Source organism: Nocardia acidivorans NBRC 108247, from assembly GCF_001625085.1.
GTDB lineage: Bacteria > Actinomycetota > Actinomycetes > Mycobacteriales > Mycobacteriaceae > Nocardia > Nocardia acidivorans.
The window spans coordinates 25,620-45,992 of the sequence record NZ_BDAW01000037.1; the positions used below are offsets into that span (position 1 = coordinate 25,620).

The following is a 20,373-nucleotide window of genomic DNA, read 5'->3' on the forward strand; positions in this document are numbered from 1 at the left end:
GGTTCTCGCGCGCGGTTAGCCGGAGAAGCTGGGGAGCAGTCCGCCGAGTCCGCCGCCGCAGCCCAGGCTGCCGGTGCCGCTGCCCGCGGTCACCTGGACGTCGATCGAGTCGCTGATCAGAATCTGCCGGGCCTCCAGCCTGTGGTTGCCCGCGGTGGCGGGGGTCCACTTGATGGTGACCTTATTGCTCAGCAGCGACGGGGCGACCGGGCTGCCCGGGATGTCCGCGCCGTTGTCGGTGAACTTCACCGTCGAGAGCCGGTCGATCTCGACCGATGCGGTAATGGTGTAGCTGCATCCGGTCTTGTGTTCGGACCCCCCGGAGACCTCGAGGTTGCCGACCCACGCGCCGGCCTGGGGTGCGGCCAGGACCATGGTGGCGGCCATCACGCCGAAGGCGGTGACTCCCATCCCGGCCCGGCGAGCGCGAACGCTCTGTACCTTCATCATTACTTCCCTTGATTCGAACTACCCACGGCAGTTATGGGTAGCCGCACCGTAACGGAAGGCAGTGTTTCACATTTGGGTTTCGCCGAAACTCGGCCGAATCCGTCACCGTCCCCTGGACGATGCCGCCGCGACACGCAATGCTTACCGCATGACTCAGTCTTCCGCGGTTGACCTCCACCGACCCAAGGTTGAGTACTTCAATGTCGAGGAACTCACCAATATCGACCCCAAGGGCTTCGTGCGACAGGTCGAGCGCTACCACGTCGAACCGTGGGGGCTGTACATGGCGCGCACCTCGGATCACCCCGAGTTCCACTACATCGAATCCTGGCTGCTGCCAAGCCTGTCCATTCGCGCGACGGTCTTCCACTTCACCCCGGCGCACCTGCGCGATCAGGACTACTACATCGATATCGGTGAATACGCGCAGGTCGCCCCGAAGAAGTGGAGATCGGTCGACCACTACCTGGATCTGGTGGTGCGCAGCAGCCGCGAGGTCGAGCTGCTCGATGTGGACGAACTGCTCGCCGCGCACGCCGCGGGCTATCTCGAACTCACCGAGGCGCAGCGCGCCATCGAGACCGCGACCACCGTCATCGACGGAATCGCCGCGCACGGGCACAGTTTCGAGGACTGGCTGCGCGCACGGGATATCACCCTGACGTGGATGTAGTTCCGGTTAGCCGCGGCCGAGTGCGCCACGGCGACCTCGTATCGGTTGTCGCGTGCGTCAGTTACCCACGGCGACAACCACATTCACCAGCCGCCCCGGGTCGGCGCCGGCGTGCGGCCACTCCCCCGCAGCGGCCGGGCGACCGGTGTCGCGCGGGAACCCGGCATCGGCCAACCGATCTCGCAGCCCCTCGGCCACGGTCGCATCGGCGACGGTGATACGGATATCGAGGATATCCTCGGCGGGCTTGCCCGCGACGGCGGTGGGCCCCACATGTTCGATGCGCAGCGCATCGGCCGCACAGGCCACCGCGAGCCGCGCGATGATGCGCTCGGCCTGGACCGGCCACCCCGGATTGGCCTCGACCACAGCCGATTCCGCCGGACGGGCGGCGGGGGTGCGGGTGCGCAGATTGCGTTCGAAGGGGATGAGCCGCTCGGTCCAGAGCGCGTGCACCGCGGGGGCGACCGCCCCCTCGTCGCCATTGTTGTCCAGCAGCACATCGGCGACGGCCCGGCGCTGCGCATCGGTGGCCTGCGCGGCGATTCGACTCCGCGCATCGGCCTCGTCGACCCCGCGGAACTCCACCAGGCGGCGCAATCGCAGTTCCTGCGCGGCGTCCACCACCACCACCAGATTCATGAAGGGGGCGAGCCCGTTCTCCACCAGCAGCGGAATGTCCTGCACTACAATGCCGTCCGCGGGAGCCGAGGCGACCAGTTCGTTGGTGCGCTGACCGACCAGCGGATGGGTGATGCCGTTGAGGGTCGCACGGGCCTCGTCGCTGGCGAAGGCCTTGGCTGCCAGGGCCGGTCGGTCCAGGCTGCCGTCGGCGGCGAGGATATCGTCCCCGAATGCGGCGACCAAGGCCGCCAATCCCGGGGTGCCGGGCGCCACTACTTCGCGCGCGATAAGGTCGCTGTCCACCAGCAACGCGCCGTGTTCGACGAGAATGCGGGCCACGGTGGATTTGCCCGCTCCCATGCCTCCGGTGAGACCGATTCGCAACATTCGACAAGTCTGACAGCCGCGCCCGTGATCGCGCACACCACCCCTCACCTGCCGAAAGTACCGATTACCCAGTGACTCGGGCGAATTCACCACCGGGCGGAGAGTTTGCCCATTCCGTGATATTCACGAGACCAATTCGCAACTATTTCGGCCAATCCGAACCGTTTGTCGGCAACATTCCGACACGCCGGGGCGAATGTCGTGCAAAATACGGCGTCGCACACTTTTGTTCCGCTAAGGTTCGCCGCAGGCGATCCAGGGCCGGGAAACACGTAGGAGAAGGAACACCATTGGGCACCAGAAACATCCAGACGGGTCGGCACCGTCTGGGACTGCCGGGCATGATGCACTGCATCGAGATCCCCGCGGTCGCAGCGGCGCTCGCCGAGCATCGCCGCGGTTGGCTTTCCGCTTTGCTCAGCCCCGCCCGGCACAGCTTCGCCTCCATGCGAAAACGCGCCGAGCGCCCCGCCGCCGTCCAATGGGTACCCGCCACCGCCGTCTGACGTGCGAAAGCGCTTGTGGCCCAGCCCCTTCCGGGACTGGGCCACTAACGCGTGCGCGGCGCGGGGTCAGACCAGACCGCTGGGCCTGCGACGGGTCCCCGGCTCCTGCGCGGGCATGGCGTTGGGCGGCACCGGATACGGCGTACCGGCATTCGCCGTACCCAGGGCGAGGTTCGGACCACACTGCGCCAGTGCGGCATTCAGCTTTCGGTCCGCCGGGCCGACGGCGGGCTTCGCCGCGTCCGGCGACGACCGGAAGTCGAAGGTCGAGGTCATATCGCCGGTGACACCGCGCCGCCAGGCGGTCAGGTTCGGCACGTCCACCCCGAAGCGGCGCTCCAGCAGCCGCAGCTGCGAGGTGTGGTCGAAGGTCTCCGAGGCGACGAGTCCACCGCGGCTGTACGGCGAGATGACAAAGCACGGCACGCGATAGCCCAGGCCGATCGGTCCGGCGATGCCCTCGGATTTGTGCGCCTGGTCCAGGGGAACGGTCAGGTATTCACCGGCGGTTCCCGGCGGCGGGGTCGGTGGCGTCACGTGATCGAAGAAGCCGCCGTTCTCGTCATAGCTGACGATCAGCGCGGTCTTCTCCCACACCTTCGGATTCGAGGTGAGGATGTCCAGCACCTGCATGATGCCGACCGCGCCCAAAGCCGGTGGCAGCGCGGGATGTTCGCAATTGAGCAGGGACGGAATCACCCAGGAGACATTGGGCAGCTGATCCGCGGCCACATCGGCGGCGAAATCGCTCGGGTACACCGGGGCCTTACCCCGGCGCGCCAGCTCCGAGGCCGGATCGGCGGCCTGTTTGAAGCACCCCATCATGCCGTCCAGGATCACCGAGGACAACGGCCCCACATCGCGATTGTTGTAGATCTTCCAGCTCACCCCGGCATCGGAGAGGTTCTCCGGCATGGTCCGCCAGCTGTACGCGTTCTGCGGAATCATGGTGGGCGTCTCGAGCAGCGGTCCACCGGCCACGCCGTCCGGGTCGATGGTGGCCGAAACCCAGTACAGCCGATTGGGATCGGTGGGTCCGAGCACCGAGCAGTGGTAGTTGTCGGCGATGGTGAAGGCGTCGGCGAGATCGTAGTGCACCGGAATATCGGCGCGGGTGTAGTAGCCCATGGCCGCGGGACCGTTCGCCGCGCCGACCGAGGCGATGGACATCGGCATCCAGCCGTCGTTCTTCCCGTTGTTCCACGCCCTGTGCATGCCCGCCCAGGTGTGGTCGGGATCGTTGATGCACTCACCGTCCAGGGACGGGCCGCGTTCGGTGTCCAGCCGGAACGGGTTGATGAAACCGTCTGGGGTGGGCCCCACCCCGGGCGCGTACCCGTACTGGTTCCACGCCGGTGACGGATCGTCGAATCCGCGTACGCCGGAAAGGGTTCCGAAGTAGTGATCGAAGGATCGGTTCTCCTGCATCAGCAGCACGAAGTGCTCGATATCGCCGAGTCCGCCCATCCCCGCGGGATCGGCGGCGTACGCGCGATCGATAATCGGATTGGCCCAGGAGGCCAGCATTCCCGCCCCGCCCGCGACCATGGCCTTGGCCATGAAGTCACGCCTGTTGATGCCGTCGAACACACCCATGCTTCGGTAGCGCCTTTCCTGAGAAGCCAGAATCAGAGACACGTTAGCGTGCCGAGTCCCTTCGGTCCCGGCACGACACCTGCATCCAACCCGCCGGCGATGTCCGGACAGCGAATCCCCGGTATCCCCGGGGTTTCCCGGGGCGAGAGCTACCTCTCACCGCGGTGCGAACAGCGAAAGTCCCCGAGTCCAAAGGGACTCGGGGACTTGTCGACTATCGCGTTACCGCGTCAGCTGCGAATCAGGCGTTGCCCGACAGCTTCTCACGCAGTGCGGCCAGCTGGGCGTCGCTCGCGAGCGAGCCACCGGCGGATTCGGTCGGCGAGGAGGACGACGACGAAGCGGCGGCCTGCGAACCGGTCTCGGAGGAGTAGTTCTGCGGTCCGCCGTTGGCGGCCTCAGCGGCGGCGTCGGCCGCCATCTTCTCCATCTGAGCGGTGTGCATCTTGTGGCGACGCTCGGCCTCGGCGTACCGGCCTTCCCACTCTTCACGCTGCTTGTCGAAGCCCTCGAGCCATTCGTTGGTCTCGGGATCGAAGCCCTCGGGGAAGATGTAGTTGCCCTGGTCGTCGTAGCTGTCCGCCATGCCGTACTTGGACGGATCGAACTCGGCGTTGTAGTCCTCGTTCGCCTGCTTCAGCGACAGCGAGATACGACGACGCTCGAGGTCGATGTCGATGACCTTGACCATCGCGTCGTCGCCGACTGCGACAACCTGGTCCGGGACCTCGACGTGGCGCTCGGCCAGCTCGGAGATGTGCACCAGGCCCTCGATGCCCTCTTCGACGCGCACGAAAGCGCCGAACGGAACCAGCTTGGTGACCTTGCCCGGGACGATCTGACCGATCGCGTGGGTCCGGGCGAACTGACGCCACGGGTCTTCCTGAGTCGCCTTGAGCGACAGGGAGACACGCTCGCGGTCCAGGTCGACGTCGAGCACCTCGACGGTGACCTCGTTGCCGACCTCGACAACCTCGGACGGGTGATCGATGTGCTTCCAGGACAGCTCGGAGACGTGCACCAGGCCGTCGACGCCACCCAGGTCCACGAAGGCGCCGAAGTTGACGATGGAGGACACGACGCCCTTGCGGACCTGGCCCTTCTGCAGCTGGTGCAGGAACTCGGAGCGGACCTCGGACTGGGTCTGCTCCAGCCAAGCGCGACGCGAGAGCACCACGTTGTTGCGGTTCTTGTCGAGCTCGATGATCTTGGCCTCGATCTCCTTGCCGACGTACGGCTGGAGGTCGCGGACACGACGCATCTCGACGAGCGAAGCGGGGAGGAAGCCGCGGAGACCGATGTCGAGGATCAGGCCGCCCTTGACGACCTCGATGACGGTGCCCTTGACGGCCTCGTCCTTCTCCTTGAGCTCCTCGATCGTGCCCCAAGCCCGCTCGTACTGCGCGCGCTTCTTCGACAGGATCAGGCGGCCTTCCTTGTCCTCCTTGGTGAGAACGAGGGCCTCGACCTCATCACCCACGGAAACGACCTCATTCGGGTCGACATCGTGCTTGATGGAGAGTTCGCGAGAGGGGATGACGCCTTCGGTCTTGTAACCGATGTCGAGAAGGACCTCGTCACGATCGACCTTGACAATGGTGCCTTCGACGATATCGCCGTCGTTGAAGTACTTGATCGTCTTGTCGATAGCGGCGAGGAAGTCCTCGGCAGTGCCGATGTCATTAACGGCTACCTGCGGCGAGGTCACAGTAGTGGGCATGTGTGAGGTTGCTCCGGACGGATTGTGGTCGGTAGTGGGCATGTGGGCTTTCGGTATTGCTGCGAACACACAGCTGATGGAACTAACGTTGGTCATGCGACAGCACATCGCTGTGGCGGAGCACAACGCTGCCCTGAAAAGCATGCGGACTCACAGCACGATTGTCTGCTCTGCTCGCCCCCGTGAGTTACCCCAGAGAATCGAGTACAGAAGACACTCGCGGGAAACAGCGTACGCGAGGTCTGTTGTACCAAGCAAACACGGGTCCCCCGGCGCGAGTCGATAGGGTTACGCAATGGCCGAAGATCTCCCCACGCCCCCCGATGATACCCGTCATGCCGAGGCGAATTCCCTGCTCGGAACGGTGGGAGTGGCGCGCACCAAGATTGACTCCACCGCCAGCGAAAGAGCCAGTCGCCGATGGTGGGACGCGGACGCCGCGGCCTACCACGAGACGCACGCGGATTTCCTGGGCGTGGATTCGGCTGCGGGCGAGTTCATCTGGTGTCCGGAGGGCATGCACGAGGGTGACTGGCGACTGCTCGGCGACATTGTGGACAAGCACATATTGGAGATCGGCTGCGGGTCCGCGCCGTGCTCGCGCTGGCTCGCCGCGCACGGGGCGCATCCGGTCGGACTCGACATCTCGCGGCAGATGCTCGAACGCGGCAGGAGCGCCATGGCGGCGGGCGGTCCGCGGGTGCCGCTGGTGCAGGCGGGCGCGGAGGCGCTGCCGTTCACGGACGCCAGCTTCGATCTGGCGTGCTCGGCCTTCGGCGGAGTGCCGTTCGTGGCCGACTCGGGACAGGTCATGAGCGAGGTGGCGCGGGTGCTGCGGCCGGGTGGGCGGTGGGTGTTCTCCGTCAACCACCCCATGCGCTGGATCTTCCCGGACGATCCCGGACCGGAGGGGCTGCGCGCCACCATCCCGTACTTCGACCGCACGCCGTACGTGGAGTTGGACGGGGACGGGGAGCCCACCTATGTCGAGCATCACCGCACCATCGGCGATCGGGTGCGCGAGATCGTCTCCGCCGGACTGACTTTGGTCGACATCATCGAACCCGAATGGCCGGAGTGGCTGGAGCGCGAATGGGGTCAGTGGAGTCCGCTGCGGGGTGAGATCTTCCCCGGCACAGCCATTTTCGTCACCGAGAAACCCGCTTGAACGATCCCGGCCATCGCGCCGGGACTGCCGTGTCGAGCCCGGGTGTGGTAGGCGTACCAGGTGCAGGAAAGTCCGTTCGGGCGGTATCGGCTTCTCGGGCTGCTCGGCGAAGGGGGTATGGGGCGGGTCTACCGCGCCTTCGACAATGAGACCGAGCGGGTGGTGGCGCTCAAGGTGCTGCCGCCGCAGTTCGCGCATGATCCGGTGTACCGGGAGCGGTTCCGGCGCGAGGCACAGGCGGCGGCGCGGCTGAGCGAACCGCACATCATTCCGATCCACGGGTACGGGGAGATCGACGGGCGACTCTTCCTGGATATGCGGCTGGTCGAGGGGATCGACCTGGCGACGGTGCTCGCCGATTCCGGACGGCTCGCCCCCGTGCGCGCCGTCGAGACCCTCGCGCAGATCGCCGCCGCCCTCGATGCCGCGCATCGAGCCGGTCTGGTGCATCGAGATGTGAAGCCCTCCAACATCCTCACCACCCCGGACGGGTTCGCCTACCTGATCGATTTCGGAATCGCCCGGGGCGAGAACGACTCCGACCTGACCACCATGGGCGCGGCCATCGGCACCTTCGCCTATATGGCTCCCGAGCGGCTCGCCAATGACGCGTACGACGGTCGCGCGGATGTGTACTCGCTCGCCTGCGTGCTGTACGAATGCCTGGCGGGCTCGAAACCGTTTCCGGGCAACAGCGTCGAACGCCAGATCGCCGCCCACCTGTCCGCGCCGCCGCCCAGGCCCTCGGTGAGCGGCCCGGGCATCGCCGTCGACTTCGACGCGGTCATCGCCCGCGGTATGGCCAAGAATCCGGCCGATCGCTATCCGACGGCGGGCGCGCTGGCCGAGGCGGCGCGCATCGCGGCGCGGCGGTCTGCTGCCGGGTTCGCCGCGCCGGAGCCGAATACCGCTGTCACGCAGGTCAATTCGCTTCAGCCACCGCGGGTCGGGCCGCACACCACACCCGTCTCGACCGCCGACACCCAGGTGGTGCGCGCGGCCGCCCCCGACCCGGCCAAGCGCTCGTTCAGCGCGCTGCTGTGGGCCGCCACCGCCATGGCGGTGCTCATCGCGATCGGGGTGGTCGTGGTCCCCATGGTGCGCCAGGGCTCGACCTCATCGAATTCCGCGACCGCGCCCGGTCCTCAGGCCACCACCATGGTTCCCCCGAGTCCGGTGCACACCGGGAGCGCGGCCCCCGGTACGGGTCCGCTGACCGGGGCGAGCCCCGTGATCACCCCGCCCCCGGCCGATACCGCGAGCGCCCTGGCCGATTTCGTCCGGGGGCATTACGCCCTGCTGCCGGGGGATCCGGCGGCGGCATGGGCGCGGCTGACCCCGCGCTACCAAGGCTATATCGGCGGCTACGATGTCTACCGATCCTTCTGGGGCACAGTCGATTCCGTCACGATCTCGGATGTGACCGCCGATCCGAATTCGATGACGGTCACCTATCGCCTGTCGTTCCGCTACAACAATGGCACACCGGCCGCCGCCGAACAGCGCCGCGCCCATCTGGTGCGCACTGGCGACACACTCGTGATCGACAGTGCCGACCCGATTTCCTGACCGCCGGTGCGGCAGGCCCAGTTCGTGCACCGATCGGCCGCGAGCCGGTACGGCCGGAGGTCGGCACCGGCCGCACACCGGGAAGAACCCCGCCGCACGATGGGTGCGACGGGGCGTCGGATTCCGCTATTTCGCTTCTCGCCCAGCGGCTTTGAGAGCTGCGCGGAGGGCGTACTCGATTTGGGCGTTGATGCTGCGGAGGTCGTCGGCGGCCCATTTGGCGATGGCGTCGTGGACGGCGGGGTCCAGCCGCAGCAGGACTCGCTTCGGCTCGCGTTTGGCCGCCGACATCAGCTGTAGAGGGTGCCGGTGTTGACGACGGGCTGGGCGGCGCGATCGCCGCACAGGACCACCAGCAGGTTGGAGACCATTGCCGCCTTGCGCTCCTCGTCGAGTTCGACCATGCCCTGTTCGGCGAGGCGATCCAGGGCCAGGCCGACCATGCCGACCGCGCCCTCGACGATACGGGTGCGGGCCGCGACGATCTGCGAGGCCTGCTGGCGAACGAGCATGGCCTGCGCGATCTCCGGGGCGTACGCGAGGTGGGTGATGCGGGCCTCCAGCACCTCGATACCCGCGAGCTCGGTGCGCTCGCGCAATTCGACGGTCAGCTCCTCGGCCACGGTCGCGCCGTCGCGCAGGCTGATCCGGGTGCTGTCGTCGTGCGCGTCATACGGGTGCGTGGTGGCGAGGTGGCGGACCGCGGCCTCGGACTGGGTCTCCACGTACTGCTCGTAATCATCGACGGCGAAGGCGGCCTTGAAGCTGTCGACGACGCGGTAGACCACGACGCAGGCGATCTCCACCGGATTGCCGTCGGCCTCATTGACCTTCAGCTTCTGGGTCTCGAAGTTCCGGACCCGCAGTGAGATGCCGCGCCGGCTGCTGAACGGCGTCACCCAGTGGAAGCCGGGCTCGCTCACCGAGCCGATGTACCGGCCGAAGAACTGAACCACCTTGGCCTGGTTGGGATTCACCACGATGAACCCGGTCAGGACAACGATGGCCCCGAGTATGCCGATGATCAGCAGGGCGATCCCGGCGGGCGCCGCACCACCCTCACCGTTCGCGTTCTTGCCGATCACCGACAGCGCGACGACGATCAGCACCCCGAAAAGTATGAACAAGCCCAGCATCAGAAACCCGTTCACGCGGAACGCCCGACGCATCTCCATGACACTCTCCTAGTATCGAAGTGATATCACGACGATAGCGCGCGAACGGGTCGCCGCCAAGGGCGTTCCCGGACGGCGGGTTGCCAAAATATGTAGATCGGTCTAGTTTTCCGCTATGGGACAGAAGGGCGCCGAAACGCGGGACCGACTACTGGACGCGACGCAGGAGTTGATGGAGACCTCCGGATATTTCGGTGCCGGACTCAATCAGGTCGTCGCGGCCAGCGGCGCACCGCGCGGTTCGCTGTACTTCCACTTCCCCGGCGGTAAGGACCAGATGGTCGGCGCCTCGATCCGGCGGGCCGGAACGGCGATCGGGGACAGCCTCACCGCCCTGGCCGACACCACCGGCTCGGCTCGGGAATTCCTGGCGGCGATCCTGCGCCAACTCGGCGACCGGCTGGAGGACTCCGGCTGGCGCAAGGGCTGTCCGGTGGCGACCGTCGCCCTCGAGACCGCGGCCACCAATGACCCACTGCAACAGGCGGTTTCGGAGGTCTACACCGACTGGGAGACCACGCTGCGCACCCGACTGGCGGACCGCCCGGATGCCGAGGACCTCGCGGTCACCCTCCTCGCGCTGATCGAGGGCGCGCTACTGCTCGCCCGTGCGCACCGGAGCCGGGAACCACTGAACAGCGTTGCCCGCCAACTGAACACCCTACTGAGCTGAGCCCGCCCGCACCGGCGGGCCGCTTGTTCGTCACAAAATATGTAGACCGATCTATTAAGGACATGCGATGGATGCACTCGTCTTCGGCGCCACCGGCTTTCTCGGGCGTTCCCTGGTCGCCGAACTACTGGCGCGCGGACAGCGGGTGGCGGCCGCGGTGCGCACCGACACCCTCACACCCTGGCTGCTCGACCGGGGCGGCGATATCGGAGGATTGACGCTCGTCACCGCGGATATCCGGCATCCGCTCACCGGATTGCCCGAGGTCCGCGACGTCTACAACACCGCGGGCCGCTATGCCTTCGGACTCGACGCGACCGCGGCCCGGGCGACCAATGTCACCGGTGCACTGCACGTACTGGAATGGGCCGCAACACTTCCCGAGCTGCGACGACTGGTGCATATCAGCGGCTACCGGGTGAGCGCGGCCACGGGTGAGCCCGACTATGCCCGGCTGGGCGCGTACGAGGCGTCCAAGTTCGAGGGCGATCTGGCGCTGCGCGCCCGGGCGCACCAGCTCGGGGTGCCGCTGACCATCGCCAATCCCAGCGCGGTGATCGGCCCGGGCCAGTACATCGGCCCCGCGACCCTCATCGAACAGCTGTGGGGCGGGCGGTTGCCCGCCCTGCCCGGCGGTCCCGACACCTTCGTGCCGATCGTCACGGTCGACTATCTGGCGCAATTCCTCCCCGAAATCCCCGGATCGCCTGCGGGGGAACATTATTGGGTGCTCGACGACACCACCCCCGCACTCCCCGAGCTGATCGTGACGGTCGCCGAACACCTCGGCGTGCCAGCACCACGGGGACATATTCCCGTCGGGCTGCTGCGCCGCCTGCCGCGCGCACTGACCGGTGCGGATCCCGAGACGCTGTCATTCCTGTCGACCGACCGCTATCCGACCGCCTCCGCCCGCGCGCTCGCCGCCGACGCGGGCCTGGAAATGCCCTCCGCCGCAGTCGCTTTGCGCGAATGGGCCGATGAACTGGTGGCCGCTCGCTTCGGGGCCGCCGCACCATGGCTGAGCCCCTACGGATTTCACGAGGTGGCGGGCAGTCGCACCTGGGTGATCGGCGAGCGCGAACGCCCCGAATATGTGCTGCTGCACGGCCTGCCGATGAACGCCGACCTGTGGGAGTCCCTCGCGGCGCAACTGCCGGGCCCGGTCCTGGCCGCCGATCTGCCCGGTCAAGGTCGCTCGTCCGCCGCCCCTTCGGTTGATGCGTGGCTGGTGGATCTGCTCGGTCCGGTACGGACCCGCCCGGTGCTCATCGCGCATTCCGCCGCCTGCGCGCCCGCCCTGCGCTTCGCGGCCGAACATCCGGACCGCCTCGGTGGACTGGTCCTGATCTCCCCCGCCTTTCTCCAGAAACCCGCCGGATGGCTCACCCGCTGGTCCGCGCCGATGCTGCGCCGCCTATCCGCCGAACGGCTGGCGCGCACGCTGGAGATTCCGGGGGGCGAGGAAGTGCGCAGCGCCGCAGCGGATCTGGGCCGTCCGGGCGTAGCCCGCCGGGTACTCGCCGCACTGCGCGCCGATATCGCCGACCGCTCGCGATCGCGCGCACTACTCGATCGGGTGCGCGTGCCGGTCCGGATCATCACCGGCTCGCTCGATCCACTGACCGCCACCGTCGACCACCCGGTGATCGAAATCCCCGGGGCCGGGCACTACCCGCAGCTCACGCACCCCGCCGAGGTCGCGACCCAGGTGATCAGCGCTGTCGCGATCGCATGAATCCGATACCGCCGCATGCTATATCGCGAGGAGGCGGGCCGCGGAACACGAGCCCGTCAAGGCCCACGCCGCTGTCGCCGAGGTTCCGTCCACACCCGAGCCTGCCAGGCGAAACCGGAGAACGGGCGCGCACGGTGCCCCGAAGGCGGCCTCACTGCCGCCGACCATGAGCGCCGGCGCGCCCTTGTGCGCCGCCGGAGCGCCACCGCTGATCGCGGTGACGACGGGTCTCGCCATCGACGAGGCCGTGCCCGCGATCGGATTCGATCGCGGGCACGGGGTTTCACCGACGCGGGCCGGTCAGCGCGGCGGGATATTGCGGTTGAAGCGGAAGAGGTTGTGCGGGTCGTACTCGGACTTCAGGGCGGTCAGCAGGTCATAGGTGGAATCGCGGTAGGCCGCACGGGTTTCGGCCTCGCCGCGATCGCCGCCGCCGTAGAGGAAGTTGAGGTTTGTTCCAATCGTCCAGGGCTCCAAGGTCTTTCGGATGCGGGCCAGACCATCGGCGATGCTCCGGTCGTCCGCGCCGGGCAGGGCGATGGCGCGGGCGACGTAGTGGGCATCGCGATGATCGACCGCGGTCTCGTAGGGCCCGGGACGACCCAGGGCCCCGCCCAGATGCCGGAATCCGGCGACGACCGGCAGGTCCGACCCCGGACCGGTGGCCTCCAGGAAGGCGTCGGTGGCATCGGCGGGCAGCTCCGAGAGCAGTGCGTCGGTGCCGGTGTACGGATGCGGCTGCGGCGGATCGCTGTGGATGGCATGGGTATCCAGATACGGCATGACCTTCAGGTTGTCGGTGAAGCGCGCGCCGATCGCGCGCAGCGGTGCGACCAGGCGCTCACCCTCGGCCTCGGAGCCGGTGCAGGCGATATTGATCGTCCCCAGGTAGCGCCCGCGCAGGTGCGGCGGGAGCTGCGGGATATCGGGCATGGTCATCATGTTGAAGGCGGAGGTGAGCTGTTCGGGCAGGTCCTGGGTCCACACCCGCCAGCCTTCCAGGGCCTGCGGCACCAGTGCCGCGTCGAATTGCAGTTGGCCGCCGTACACCGTTGTCACCGGCACCAATTCGAGTTCGAGTGCGGTGACGATGCCGAAATTGCCACCGGTGCCCAGCACCGCGCCGAAGGGTTCGTCCCCGGGCTCCAGGCGGCGCAGGCGGCCGTCCGCGGTGACCATCTCGATGGCGCGCACATGGTCTGCGGCATAACCGAATTCGCGGGCCAGCAGGCCGAGCCCGCCGCCGAGGGTGTAGCCGACGACGCCGACGGTGTTCGAGGAGCCGTTCAGCGGCGCGAGTCCGTGCGCCACAGCCGCCTCGATGAGCTGACCGGCCTGCACCCCGGCCGCGACGCGGGCGGTGCGGGTAGCGGGGTCGATCTTGATATCGGTCAAGCGACGGGTATTGACGAGTACTCCCCCATCGGCGGGCACAGACAGGCCGTGTCCGGTGGCCTGCACGGCGACCGGGAGGCCATGGCGGGCCGCGTACTCCACGGCGGCGCGGACATCCTCGGCGTGCGCGGCGGTGACGACGAGCGCTGGGCGGTGGGTGTACGCGGTCTGAAAACCGGCGATCTCGGCGTCGTACCCGCTGTCGCCCGGCTGTCGCACCGGGCCGGTGGTGGTGGGCAGTTCGATCTTCGCGTTCTTCGTCATGTCAACGACTCTGCTCCGATCAGATTGAGAACTCCAACAGATAGTTTTTCTAGTAGCTAGAATCAACAGTTATGGAACTTCGGCAGCTGCGCTACTTCGTCACCGTTGTCGAGGAGGCCAATTTCACCCGCGCCGCGGCCCGGCTGCATCTGGCCCAGCCGGGGTTGAGCGCACAGATACGGCAGCTGGAACGCGAACTGGGACAACAACTTCTGGATCGCTCTACGCGCACGGTCAGTCTCACTCCGGTGGGCGCGGCGGTACTGCCGCATGCCAGGGCCGCCCTGGAGGCCGCCGAGCGCATCGGCCATACGGTGGACGAATTCACCGGCCTGCTGCGCGGGCACGTACGCGTCGGGATGATCTCCGGCGCCGCCAATGACGAGGTCGATTTCGCCCGGGTGCTGGCCGATTACCATCGCGACCATCCGCAGATCGCCATCTCACTCACCGAGGACACCTCCGAGAACATGTACGCCGCGCTGCGGCACGGCGAACTCGATATCGCGCTGCTCGGAATCACCCGCGACCTCCCGGATCCGGCGGTCGCGCTGGAGACGGTCTTCGACTCGGTGATCGTCGCGGCGGTGGCGGCCGATGCCACCGGATTCGGTGATCGCATCACCCTCGCCGAACTGTGCGAGCATCAGCTCATCTGCCTGCCGCGCGGCACCGGTATTCGAGGGGTGCTCGAAAACTCCTGTGCGGCGGCCGGTTTGACGCCGGAGGTGGCCTTCGAGGGCGCCGCCCCGCCACTGCTGCTGCGCCTGGCCCGCTATGGACTCGGTGTGGCGGTGGTGCCGCCGCTGCGCGAGGCGGACGCGGTCGCGCTCGGGGTGCGCATGCTCGATATCGATCCCCCGATGCGCGGGCGGCTGGCGCTGGCGTGGAACCGGGATCGGCCACTGAGTCCGGCCGCGAAGGTGCTGTTGGGGCAGGTCCGGATCGCCATGGGCGGCTGGAAGGGCGAGGAGACCATTTTCGTCGAGCGATAGCGATCTCACATTTGGTTACCAATATTTCCCTAAACGACCCTATTGAGAAGTCTGATAGGGTTGTTTAGAGTAGTTCACGTGAACGATCGTCTGTACTCCGTGGAGGAAGTCGCCGAACGCTTGGGCCTACATGTGCGGACCGTGCGCGGCTACGTCCGCGACGGAAAGCTCCCGGCGGTGCGCATCGGCAAGCAGTACCGCATCGCGCAGGCGGATCTGGAGGCATTCACCGGCCGCCCGGTCCCGGATGCGCTGCGCGAGAGCGTCTCTCGTGAGCGTCATGCCGAGGTGTCGAGCATTGTCGAGGTCGACGCGGTGGATCGGGCGACGGTGGATCGAGTGTCGTCCCTGCTCACCGGCGCGACGGGGAACCGGCAGGCCGGTGACGAACCCCTGCGATTCCAGACCTTCTACGACGCCGAACGCGCTCGACTCAAGATCATCATCGTGGGCAGCCTGGGCGAGACCGCCCGGCTGCTCGAATACCTGGAAGGAGTGCTCGCCTCATGAGCACGACAGACGACACCACGAGCACGACGGACAACACCGTGCGACCGGTCGCGCCCATCTACAAATCCGCCGCCGGCGCGGCCGCCATCGCGGAGCGGTATCGAGAGGTCCTGCGCGACTGGCCGATTCCCGCCGAACAGATCCTGGTGCCGACCCGCGAGGGTGACACCTTCGTCCTTGTCAGCGGCCCGCGCGAAGCGCTGCCGCTGGTGCTGCTGCACGGATCGGGGGCCAACTCGGGCATGTGGCGGGGCGATATCGCCTCCTGGGCAAGGGAATTCCGGGTGTATGCCGTCGATATGGTCGGCGAGCCCGGCGGCAGCGCACCGTCCCGCCCCGCCCTGGGCTCCGAAGCGGTCGCACTCTGGCTCGACGATGTCCTTGCGGGCCTAGGTATTTCGAGCACCGCCATGGCGGCGATCTCGCTCGGCGGCTGGACCGCACTGGATTACGCCATTCGCCGCCCCGAACGCATTACCCAATTGGCGCTGCTGTGCCCCGGCGGTGTCGGCAAACAGCGCTACGGATGGATTCTGAAGGCCATCATCCCGCGCCTGCTCGGCCGCCACGATCCGCGCAGCTCGGCGCGCACGGTCACCGGCCTCGAGGGTGCGCACCTCGACGCGGTGGTGGATGAGATCGCCTCGACCTTCACCCACTTCAATCCGCGCCGGGAACGGCTGCCGCTGTTCACCGATGCGCAATTGCGCGGCCTCAGCATGCCGGTGCTGGTCCTCGTCGGCGATCGCGATGTCATGTTCGACTCGGCCGAAACCGCCCGCCGCATACACCGTTTCGTCCCCGACGCCACGGTGCGCATGCTGCCCGGCGTGGGTCACGCCATTCTCGATCAGACCGATACCGTGCTGGACTTCCTGCTCGCACACCCCAGCCCCCGCTCCGAATCTCGGAGCGGGGGCTGAAAGGTGTTGTCCTGCTACAGGATGCGGGACAGGAACGCCTTTGTGCGATCGTGCTGCGGGTTGGCGAGCACCTCGCGCGGGTTGCCCGCTTCGACCACCACGCCCGCGTCCATGAAGACCAGCTGGTCGGCGACCTCGCGGGCGAAGCCCATTTCGTGCGTCACCACGATCATGGTCATACCGTCGGCCGCCAGTTCGCGCATGACACCCAGCACCTCACCGACGAGCTCGGGATCCAGCGCCGAGGTGGGCTCGTCGAACAGCATCAGTTTGGGATCCATGGCCAGTGCGCGCGCGATGGCGACGCGCTGCTGCTGTCCGCCCGACAGCTGCGCCGGATACGAATCGGCCTTGTCCGCCAAGCCGACTCGATCCAGCAGCGTGCGCGCGCGTGTCACGGCGTCGGCCTTCTTGACCTTCTTCACCTGGGTCGGCGCCTCGATGACATTCTGGAGGACGGTCCGGTGCGGGAAGAGGTTGAAGTGCTGGAACACCATGCCGATATCGCGGCGCTGCCGGGCGGCCTCACGGGGATGCAGTTCGTAGAGCTTGCCCGCCTTCTCGCGATAGCCGACGAGTTCACCGTCGACATAGAGCCTTCCGGCGTTCACATCCTCCAGATGGTTGATGCACCGCAGGAAGGTGGACTTGCCCGAGCCGGACGGCCCGATCAGGCACATCACCTCACCGCGCTCCACCTCGAGCGAGATCCCCTTCAGCACATTGAGCGCGCCGAAGTTCTTGCACACCCGATCGGCGCGCACCATGGGCGTCGACGAGTCGCCGGTACTCGGAAAATCGTTGCCGCTCAATGCCCTTCCACCCCCGAACGCTGCTGCACGGCAGCCAATGCCTTCAACTGCTTACCGGTCAGCTTGCGCGAGGAACCGCGCGAGTAGTACCGCTCCAGGTAGAACTGGCCCACCATGAGCACACTGGTGACCGCGAGGTACCAGGTGGCCGCGACCAGCAGCAGCGGAATCGGCTGGAAGTTCACACCGTAGATATCGCGCGCCCGGCCGTACAGATCGGTGGTGAGCGGGATGGCGGTGACCAGCGAGGTGGTCTTGAGCATGGAGATCAGCTCATTGCCGGTGGGCGGGATGATCACCCGCATGGCCTGCGGCAGCACCGTGCGGGTCATGGTCTGCGACCACGACATGCCCAGCGCCGTCGAGGCCTCGCGCTGCCCGTCGTCTACGGAATTGATTCCGGCACGGACGATTTCGGCCATATACGCGGCCTCGTTCAAACCCAGGCCGACCATGGCGAAGAAGAACGGCGCGGACCAGTGCTGCACATCGAAGTGCGTGAACGACGGTCCGAACGGCACGCCGACGGTGATCGTCTTGTACAGCGACGGGAACAGGCCCCAGAAAACCAATTGCACGTAGACGGGCGTCCCGCGGAAGATCCACAGATACACCCACGCCACCGAGCGCAGCACCGGATTGGGCGAGAGCCGCATGACGGCCAGCACCACACCGAGCAGCCCGCCGATGGCCATGGCCAGCACGGTGAGCTCCAGGGTCACCATGGCACCGGAGGCGATCTTGCTGTCCCGCAAGTACTTCCAGTAGGTGTCCCAGTGATACGCGGGATTGGTCCCGGCGCCGTAGAGGAACAGTCCCACCAGGATCAGCAGCACCGCCGCGGCGATCCACCGGCCCGGCCGGCGCAGCGGAATCGCTTTGATCGGCTCGGGCTCGGTGGATTTCGACATCGTCACAGCCGAGGCTGCGGAATTACTCTCGTCCTGCGACATGGTGGGTTATCAGCCCTGCGCTCCGTTGATGACCGACTTGGCGATCACACCGTCCTGCACGCCCCAGTTCTCGGCGATCTTCTTGTACTGACCGTTGTCGATCAGGTACTGCACCGCCTCCTGCAGCACCGGGCCCAGTGCGGAGCCCTTCTTGACCGGCCAGCCGTACGGTGCGGAGTCGAACATGGCGCCCGAGGCCTCGATGGTGTCCTGGTTCTGCTTGATCGCGTACGCGGTCACCGGGGAGTCGGCGGACATGGCGTCGACCTGACCGTTGACCAGTGCGGTGGCCGCGGCGCTCTGCTCGTCGTAGGCGACCTTGGTGATCTCCGGCTTACCGGCGGCGACGCAGGCCGCGCTCTTGGCCGGAATCTCGTCGGTGTCCTGAACGGTGGTGCGCTGCACCGCGACTCGCTTACCGCAGGCGTTGTTCGGGTCGATCGTCTTGCCCTTCTGCTGGGCCCACTGGCTGCCCGCGGTGAAGTAGGTGACGAAGTCGGCGGTCTTCTCGCGTTCCTTGTTATCGGTGAACGAGGACATGCCGAGGTTGTAGGTACCGGCCTCGATACCCGGGATGATCTTCTCGAAGTCGGCTTCCTTGTACTCGGCCGAGAGGCCGAGCACCTTGGCGACCGCGTCCATCAAATCCACGTCGTAGCCGACGATCTTGCCGGTGCCCGGATCCTTGTACTCGTTCGGCGAATACGGGGTGTTCACGCCGACCAGCAGCTTGCCCGCGTTCTTGATGTCCGCGGGGACCTTGGCCGCGATGCTGTCGACCTTGGTCACATCCACCTTGGCCACATCGGGCGCGTTGGAATCCGAGTTGCTGGTACACGCGGTCAGCACCAGGGCGCCGCCCGCGAGCACGCAGACGGCCCGCAGGGCACGCCCGCGGAGAGAGTTACGAACAGACACAGCAGTCCTCCACAGTTCGGTCACGCGACATCCGGACGTCGCCCGCCGTTTTGAAATGTAGGCGAGTCGTACATTCCATGCCGGTCGGTAACCGAACATTAATCGGCGACACGCCGTAGCGTGGCCGATACACGCCCGGTTCCGGAAGTGCGCTTCACCAGCGGTGCAGCCGGGCGCGCACCTGCTCGGTGAATTCGGTGGTAGATGCTAACCCACCCAAATCGGATGTGGCGACTCCGGCCCGCAACGTCTCCGCAACCCCATGTTCGATTCGCTCGGCCACCCGTCGCAGCGCACTGTGCGAATAGCGGGTCGCCAGCCAGCGCAGCAGCAGCGCCGCAGAGAGCATGAGCGCCACCGGATTCGCGCGATTGTGCCCGGTGAGGGTGGGCGCGGCGCCGTGCACGGCCTGCGCCATGGCCTGGTCATCTGAACAGTTCAGCGAGGCGGCCAGACCCAGTGAACCGCTCAGCTCCCCGGCCAGATCCGAGAGGATGTCGCCGAAGAGGTTCTCGGTGACGATCACGTCGTAATCCCCCGGCGCGCGCACCAGATGCGCCGCCGCGGCATCGACGTGCTCATCGTTCACCTCGATATCGGGATACTCCGTGGCGATCTCGTAGCACACGTCCCGGAACAGGCCCATGGTCACCGGCAGCACATTCGCCTTGTGCACGATGGTGACCCGTTTGCGGCGATTGCTCGCGCCGTCGAAGGCCAGCCGCGCGACACGCTCGATGGCCGTGCGGGTGAACACGCCGATGGACATCGCCATATCGGCGGTCGGACGGAACTCGCCGGAGCCGGTGAACATATTGCGATCGGCGTACAGGCCCTCGCTGTTCTCCCGCACGATGACCAGATCCATCTCCGGCGCGACCGACCGCACACCCTCGATGGTGCGCGAGGGGCGCAGGTTTCCATACAGACCGAAACGCTTGCGCACCGCGCCCCCGGGCGGCAGGCCGAGGCGATGCTCGGCCGCGTACGAGGCATTGTCGTGCGGGCCCATGATCCAGCCCTCGAGACCCTCGAGGGTCTTCAGCGTGGACTCGGGCATGGGGTCACCGAATTCCGCGATGGCGGCGTGACCGATCGGCAACGGCACCCATTCCACCGGAGTCAGCCCGACCACCGCGAAGGCGTCGTCCACCACATCGCGGGTCGCCCGCACGATCTCCGGGCCGATGCCGTCACCCTCGATCAGGCCCAGCCGGAGCCGAGTCTCGCTGTCACTCATGGCAGTCATCCTCGCGCAAACGCCACGGCGGCCATACGGCGGCACGCGGTTGGCCGCTACCGTAGTGGGTAAAGGGAAGAGAAC

19 protein-coding genes and 1 pseudogene are annotated in these 20,373 nt (G+C 66.9%); 9 read left to right on the plus strand and 11 right to left on the minus strand.

Features of this window, described 5'->3' with window-relative positions; translation table 11 throughout:
• Positions 1-15: 15 nt before the first annotated feature.
• Entirely contained in the window at positions 16-447 is a 432-nt protein-coding gene (locus tag NA10_RS20860) for a hypothetical protein (RefSeq protein WP_067570647.1), read from the minus strand.
• Positions 448-598: 151 nt separating this feature from the next.
• Between NA10_RS20860 and NA10_RS20865 the strand changes: the two genes are divergently transcribed.
• Complete coding sequence (locus tag NA10_RS20865) at positions 599-1,123, plus strand: ribonuclease FAU-1 family protein (protein ID WP_067570536.1); 525 nt, start codon at positions 599-601, stop codon at positions 1,121-1,123.
• 66 nt (positions 1,124-1,189) lie between these two features.
• Here NA10_RS20865 and coaE read toward each other — a convergent pair.
• Positions 1,190-2,134 (minus strand): annotated as a pseudogene (gene coaE / locus NA10_RS20870) (dephospho-CoA kinase); the annotation flags it as partial.
• Positions 2,135-2,424: 290 nt separating this feature from the next.
• On the opposite strand from coaE, the gene NA10_RS36935 reads away from it, so the two are divergent.
• Complete coding sequence (locus NA10_RS36935) at positions 2,425-2,640, plus strand: hypothetical protein (protein WP_157556648.1); 216 nt, start codon at positions 2,425-2,427, stop codon at positions 2,638-2,640.
• Positions 2,641-2,706: 66 nt separating this feature from the next.
• Here the strand turns inward: NA10_RS36935 and NA10_RS20875 are convergent, their stop codons facing one another.
• Both NA10_RS20875 and rpsA read right to left on the minus strand, forming a co-directional pair.
• A complete protein-coding gene (locus tag NA10_RS20875) occupies positions 2,707-4,236 on the minus strand; it encodes a phospholipase C (protein ID WP_067570538.1) in 1,530 nt (509 codons plus the stop codon).
• A 241-nt stretch (positions 4,237-4,477) separates the two neighbouring features.
• On the minus strand, positions 4,478-5,956 hold the full coding sequence (gene rpsA / locus NA10_RS20880; RefSeq protein WP_067570540.1) for a 30S ribosomal protein S1: 1,479 nt from the start codon (positions 5,954-5,956) through the stop codon (positions 4,478-4,480).
• 295 nt (positions 5,957-6,251) lie between these two features.
• Here rpsA and NA10_RS20885 point away from each other — a divergent pair, with 295 nt between their 5' ends.
• Both NA10_RS20885 and NA10_RS20890 read left to right on the plus strand, forming a co-directional pair.
• Positions 6,252-7,124: a class I SAM-dependent methyltransferase gene (locus tag NA10_RS20885; RefSeq protein ID WP_067570542.1), complete on the plus strand. Its 873-nt coding sequence runs from the start codon at positions 6,252-6,254 to the stop codon at positions 7,122-7,124.
• Between the two features lie 60 nt (positions 7,125-7,184).
• Positions 7,185-8,693, plus strand: a complete 1,509-nt coding sequence (locus tag NA10_RS20890) for a serine/threonine-protein kinase (protein ID WP_084515063.1) — start codon at positions 7,185-7,187, stop codon at positions 8,691-8,693.
• Positions 8,694-8,819: 126 nt separating this feature from the next.
• On the opposite strand, the gene NA10_RS39760 is transcribed toward NA10_RS20890, so the two are convergent.
• Positions 8,820-8,984 (minus strand): type II toxin-antitoxin system antitoxin, encoded by a 165-nt coding sequence (locus NA10_RS39760; protein ID WP_507763261.1) that lies wholly within the window; start codon positions 8,982-8,984, stop codon positions 8,820-8,822.
• Positions 8,984-9,868, minus strand: coding sequence for an SPFH domain-containing protein (locus tag NA10_RS20895; RefSeq protein WP_067570546.1), 885 nt, complete (start codon positions 9,866-9,868; stop codon positions 8,984-8,986). The genes NA10_RS39760 and NA10_RS20895 overlap by 1 nt, the downstream gene beginning before the upstream one ends.
• A gap of 115 nt (positions 9,869-9,983) precedes the next feature.
• On the opposite strand from NA10_RS20895, the gene NA10_RS20900 reads away from it, so the two are divergent.
• On the plus strand, positions 9,984-10,541 hold the full coding sequence (locus NA10_RS20900) for a TetR/AcrR family transcriptional regulator (RefSeq protein WP_067570548.1): 558 nt from the start codon (positions 9,984-9,986) through the stop codon (positions 10,539-10,541).
• A 67-nt stretch (positions 10,542-10,608) separates the two neighbouring features.
• Entirely contained in the window at positions 10,609-12,279 is a 1,671-nt protein-coding gene (locus NA10_RS20905; protein WP_067570550.1) for an alpha/beta fold hydrolase, read from the plus strand.
• A gap of 300 nt (positions 12,280-12,579) precedes the next feature.
• Here NA10_RS20905 and NA10_RS20915 read toward each other — a convergent pair whose 3' ends face one another.
• Complete coding sequence (locus NA10_RS20915) at positions 12,580-13,938, minus strand: FAD-binding oxidoreductase (protein WP_067570553.1); 1,359 nt, start codon at positions 13,936-13,938, stop codon at positions 12,580-12,582.
• 71 nt (positions 13,939-14,009) lie between these two features.
• On the opposite strand from NA10_RS20915, the gene NA10_RS20920 reads away from it, so the two are divergent.
• From NA10_RS20920 to NA10_RS20930, 3 genes are all read left to right on the plus strand, one after another.
• Entirely contained in the window at positions 14,010-14,933 is a 924-nt protein-coding gene (locus NA10_RS20920) for a LysR family transcriptional regulator (RefSeq protein ID WP_067570555.1), read from the plus strand.
• Positions 14,934-15,011: 78 nt separating this feature from the next.
• On the plus strand, positions 15,012-15,443 hold the full coding sequence (locus NA10_RS20925; protein WP_067570557.1) for a helix-turn-helix domain-containing protein: 432 nt from the start codon (positions 15,012-15,014) through the stop codon (positions 15,441-15,443).
• The gene (locus tag NA10_RS20930) at positions 15,440-16,366 is read left to right on the plus strand and encodes an alpha/beta fold hydrolase (RefSeq protein WP_067570559.1); all 927 of its coding nucleotides are present in this window, start codon (positions 15,440-15,442) and stop codon (positions 16,364-16,366) included. The genes NA10_RS20925 and NA10_RS20930 overlap by 4 nt, the downstream gene beginning before the upstream one ends.
• 14 nt (positions 16,367-16,380) lie before the next feature.
• Here the strand turns inward: NA10_RS20930 and NA10_RS20935 are convergent, their stop codons facing one another.
• The 4 genes from NA10_RS20935 to NA10_RS20950 all read right to left on the minus strand — a co-directional run bounded on the left by NA10_RS20935 (position 16,381) and on the right by NA10_RS20950 (position 20,289).
• Positions 16,381-17,133 carry an amino acid ABC transporter ATP-binding protein gene (locus NA10_RS20935; RefSeq protein WP_067570561.1) on the minus strand — a complete coding sequence of 251 codons (753 nt, stop codon included), beginning with the start codon at positions 17,131-17,133 and terminating at the stop codon, positions 16,381-16,383.
• Between the two features lie 41 nt (positions 17,134-17,174).
• Positions 17,175-18,089, minus strand: a complete 915-nt coding sequence (locus tag NA10_RS20940; RefSeq protein WP_157556649.1) for an amino acid ABC transporter permease — start codon at positions 18,087-18,089, stop codon at positions 17,175-17,177.
• Between the two features lie 51 nt (positions 18,090-18,140).
• Positions 18,141-19,049: an ABC transporter substrate-binding protein gene (locus NA10_RS20945; protein WP_067570565.1), complete on the minus strand. Its 909-nt coding sequence runs from the start codon at positions 19,047-19,049 to the stop codon at positions 18,141-18,143.
• A 154-nt stretch (positions 19,050-19,203) separates the two neighbouring features.
• On the minus strand, positions 19,204-20,289 hold the full coding sequence (locus NA10_RS20950; protein WP_067570567.1) for an isocitrate/isopropylmalate dehydrogenase family protein: 1,086 nt from the start codon (positions 20,287-20,289) through the stop codon (positions 19,204-19,206).
• Between the last annotated feature and the right edge of the window lie 84 nt (positions 20,290-20,373).

Bases quoted from the DNA above. Each gene is read 5' to 3' on its own strand.
- NA10_RS20885 (WP_067570542.1), top strand. From the start codon at position 6,252: ATGGCCGAAGATCTCCCCACGCCCCCCGATGATACCCGTCATGCCGAG.
- NA10_RS20950 (WP_067570567.1), bottom strand. From the start codon at position 20,289: ATGAGTGACAGCGAGACTCGGCTCCGGCTGGGCCTGATCGAGGGTGAC.
- NA10_RS20940 (WP_157556649.1), bottom strand. From the start codon at position 18,089: ATGTCGAAATCCACCGAGCCCGAGCCGATCAAAGCGATTCCGCTGCGC.
- NA10_RS20915 (WP_067570553.1), bottom strand. From the start codon at position 13,938: ATGACGAAGAACGCGAAGATCGAACTGCCCACCACCACCGGCCCGGTG.
- NA10_RS20900 (WP_067570548.1), top strand. From the start codon at position 9,984: ATGGGACAGAAGGGCGCCGAAACGCGGGACCGACTACTGGACGCGACG.
- NA10_RS20905 (WP_067570550.1), top strand. From the start codon at position 10,609: ATGGATGCACTCGTCTTCGGCGCCACCGGCTTTCTCGGGCGTTCCCTG.
- NA10_RS20930 (WP_067570559.1), top strand. From the start codon at position 15,440: ATGAGCACGACAGACGACACCACGAGCACGACGGACAACACCGTGCGA.
- NA10_RS20875 (WP_067570538.1), bottom strand. From the start codon at position 4,236: ATGGGTGTGTTCGACGGCATCAACAGGCGTGACTTCATGGCCAAGGCC.
- NA10_RS20935 (WP_067570561.1), bottom strand. From the start codon at position 17,133: ATGGTGCGCGCCGATCGGGTGTGCAAGAACTTCGGCGCGCTCAATGTG.
- NA10_RS39760 (WP_507763261.1), bottom strand. From the start codon at position 8,984: ATGTCGGCGGCCAAACGCGAGCCGAAGCGAGTCCTGCTGCGGCTGGAC.
- rpsA (WP_067570540.1), bottom strand. From the start codon at position 5,956: ATGCCCACTACTGTGACCTCGCCGCAGGTAGCCGTTAATGACATCGGC.
- NA10_RS20895 (WP_067570546.1), bottom strand. From the start codon at position 9,868: ATGGAGATGCGTCGGGCGTTCCGCGTGAACGGGTTTCTGATGCTGGGC.
- NA10_RS20860 (WP_067570647.1), bottom strand. From the start codon at position 447: ATGAAGGTACAGAGCGTTCGCGCTCGCCGGGCCGGGATGGGAGTCACC.
- NA10_RS20920 (WP_067570555.1), top strand. From the start codon at position 14,010: ATGGAACTTCGGCAGCTGCGCTACTTCGTCACCGTTGTCGAGGAGGCC.
- NA10_RS20865 (WP_067570536.1), top strand. From the start codon at position 599: ATGACTCAGTCTTCCGCGGTTGACCTCCACCGACCCAAGGTTGAGTAC.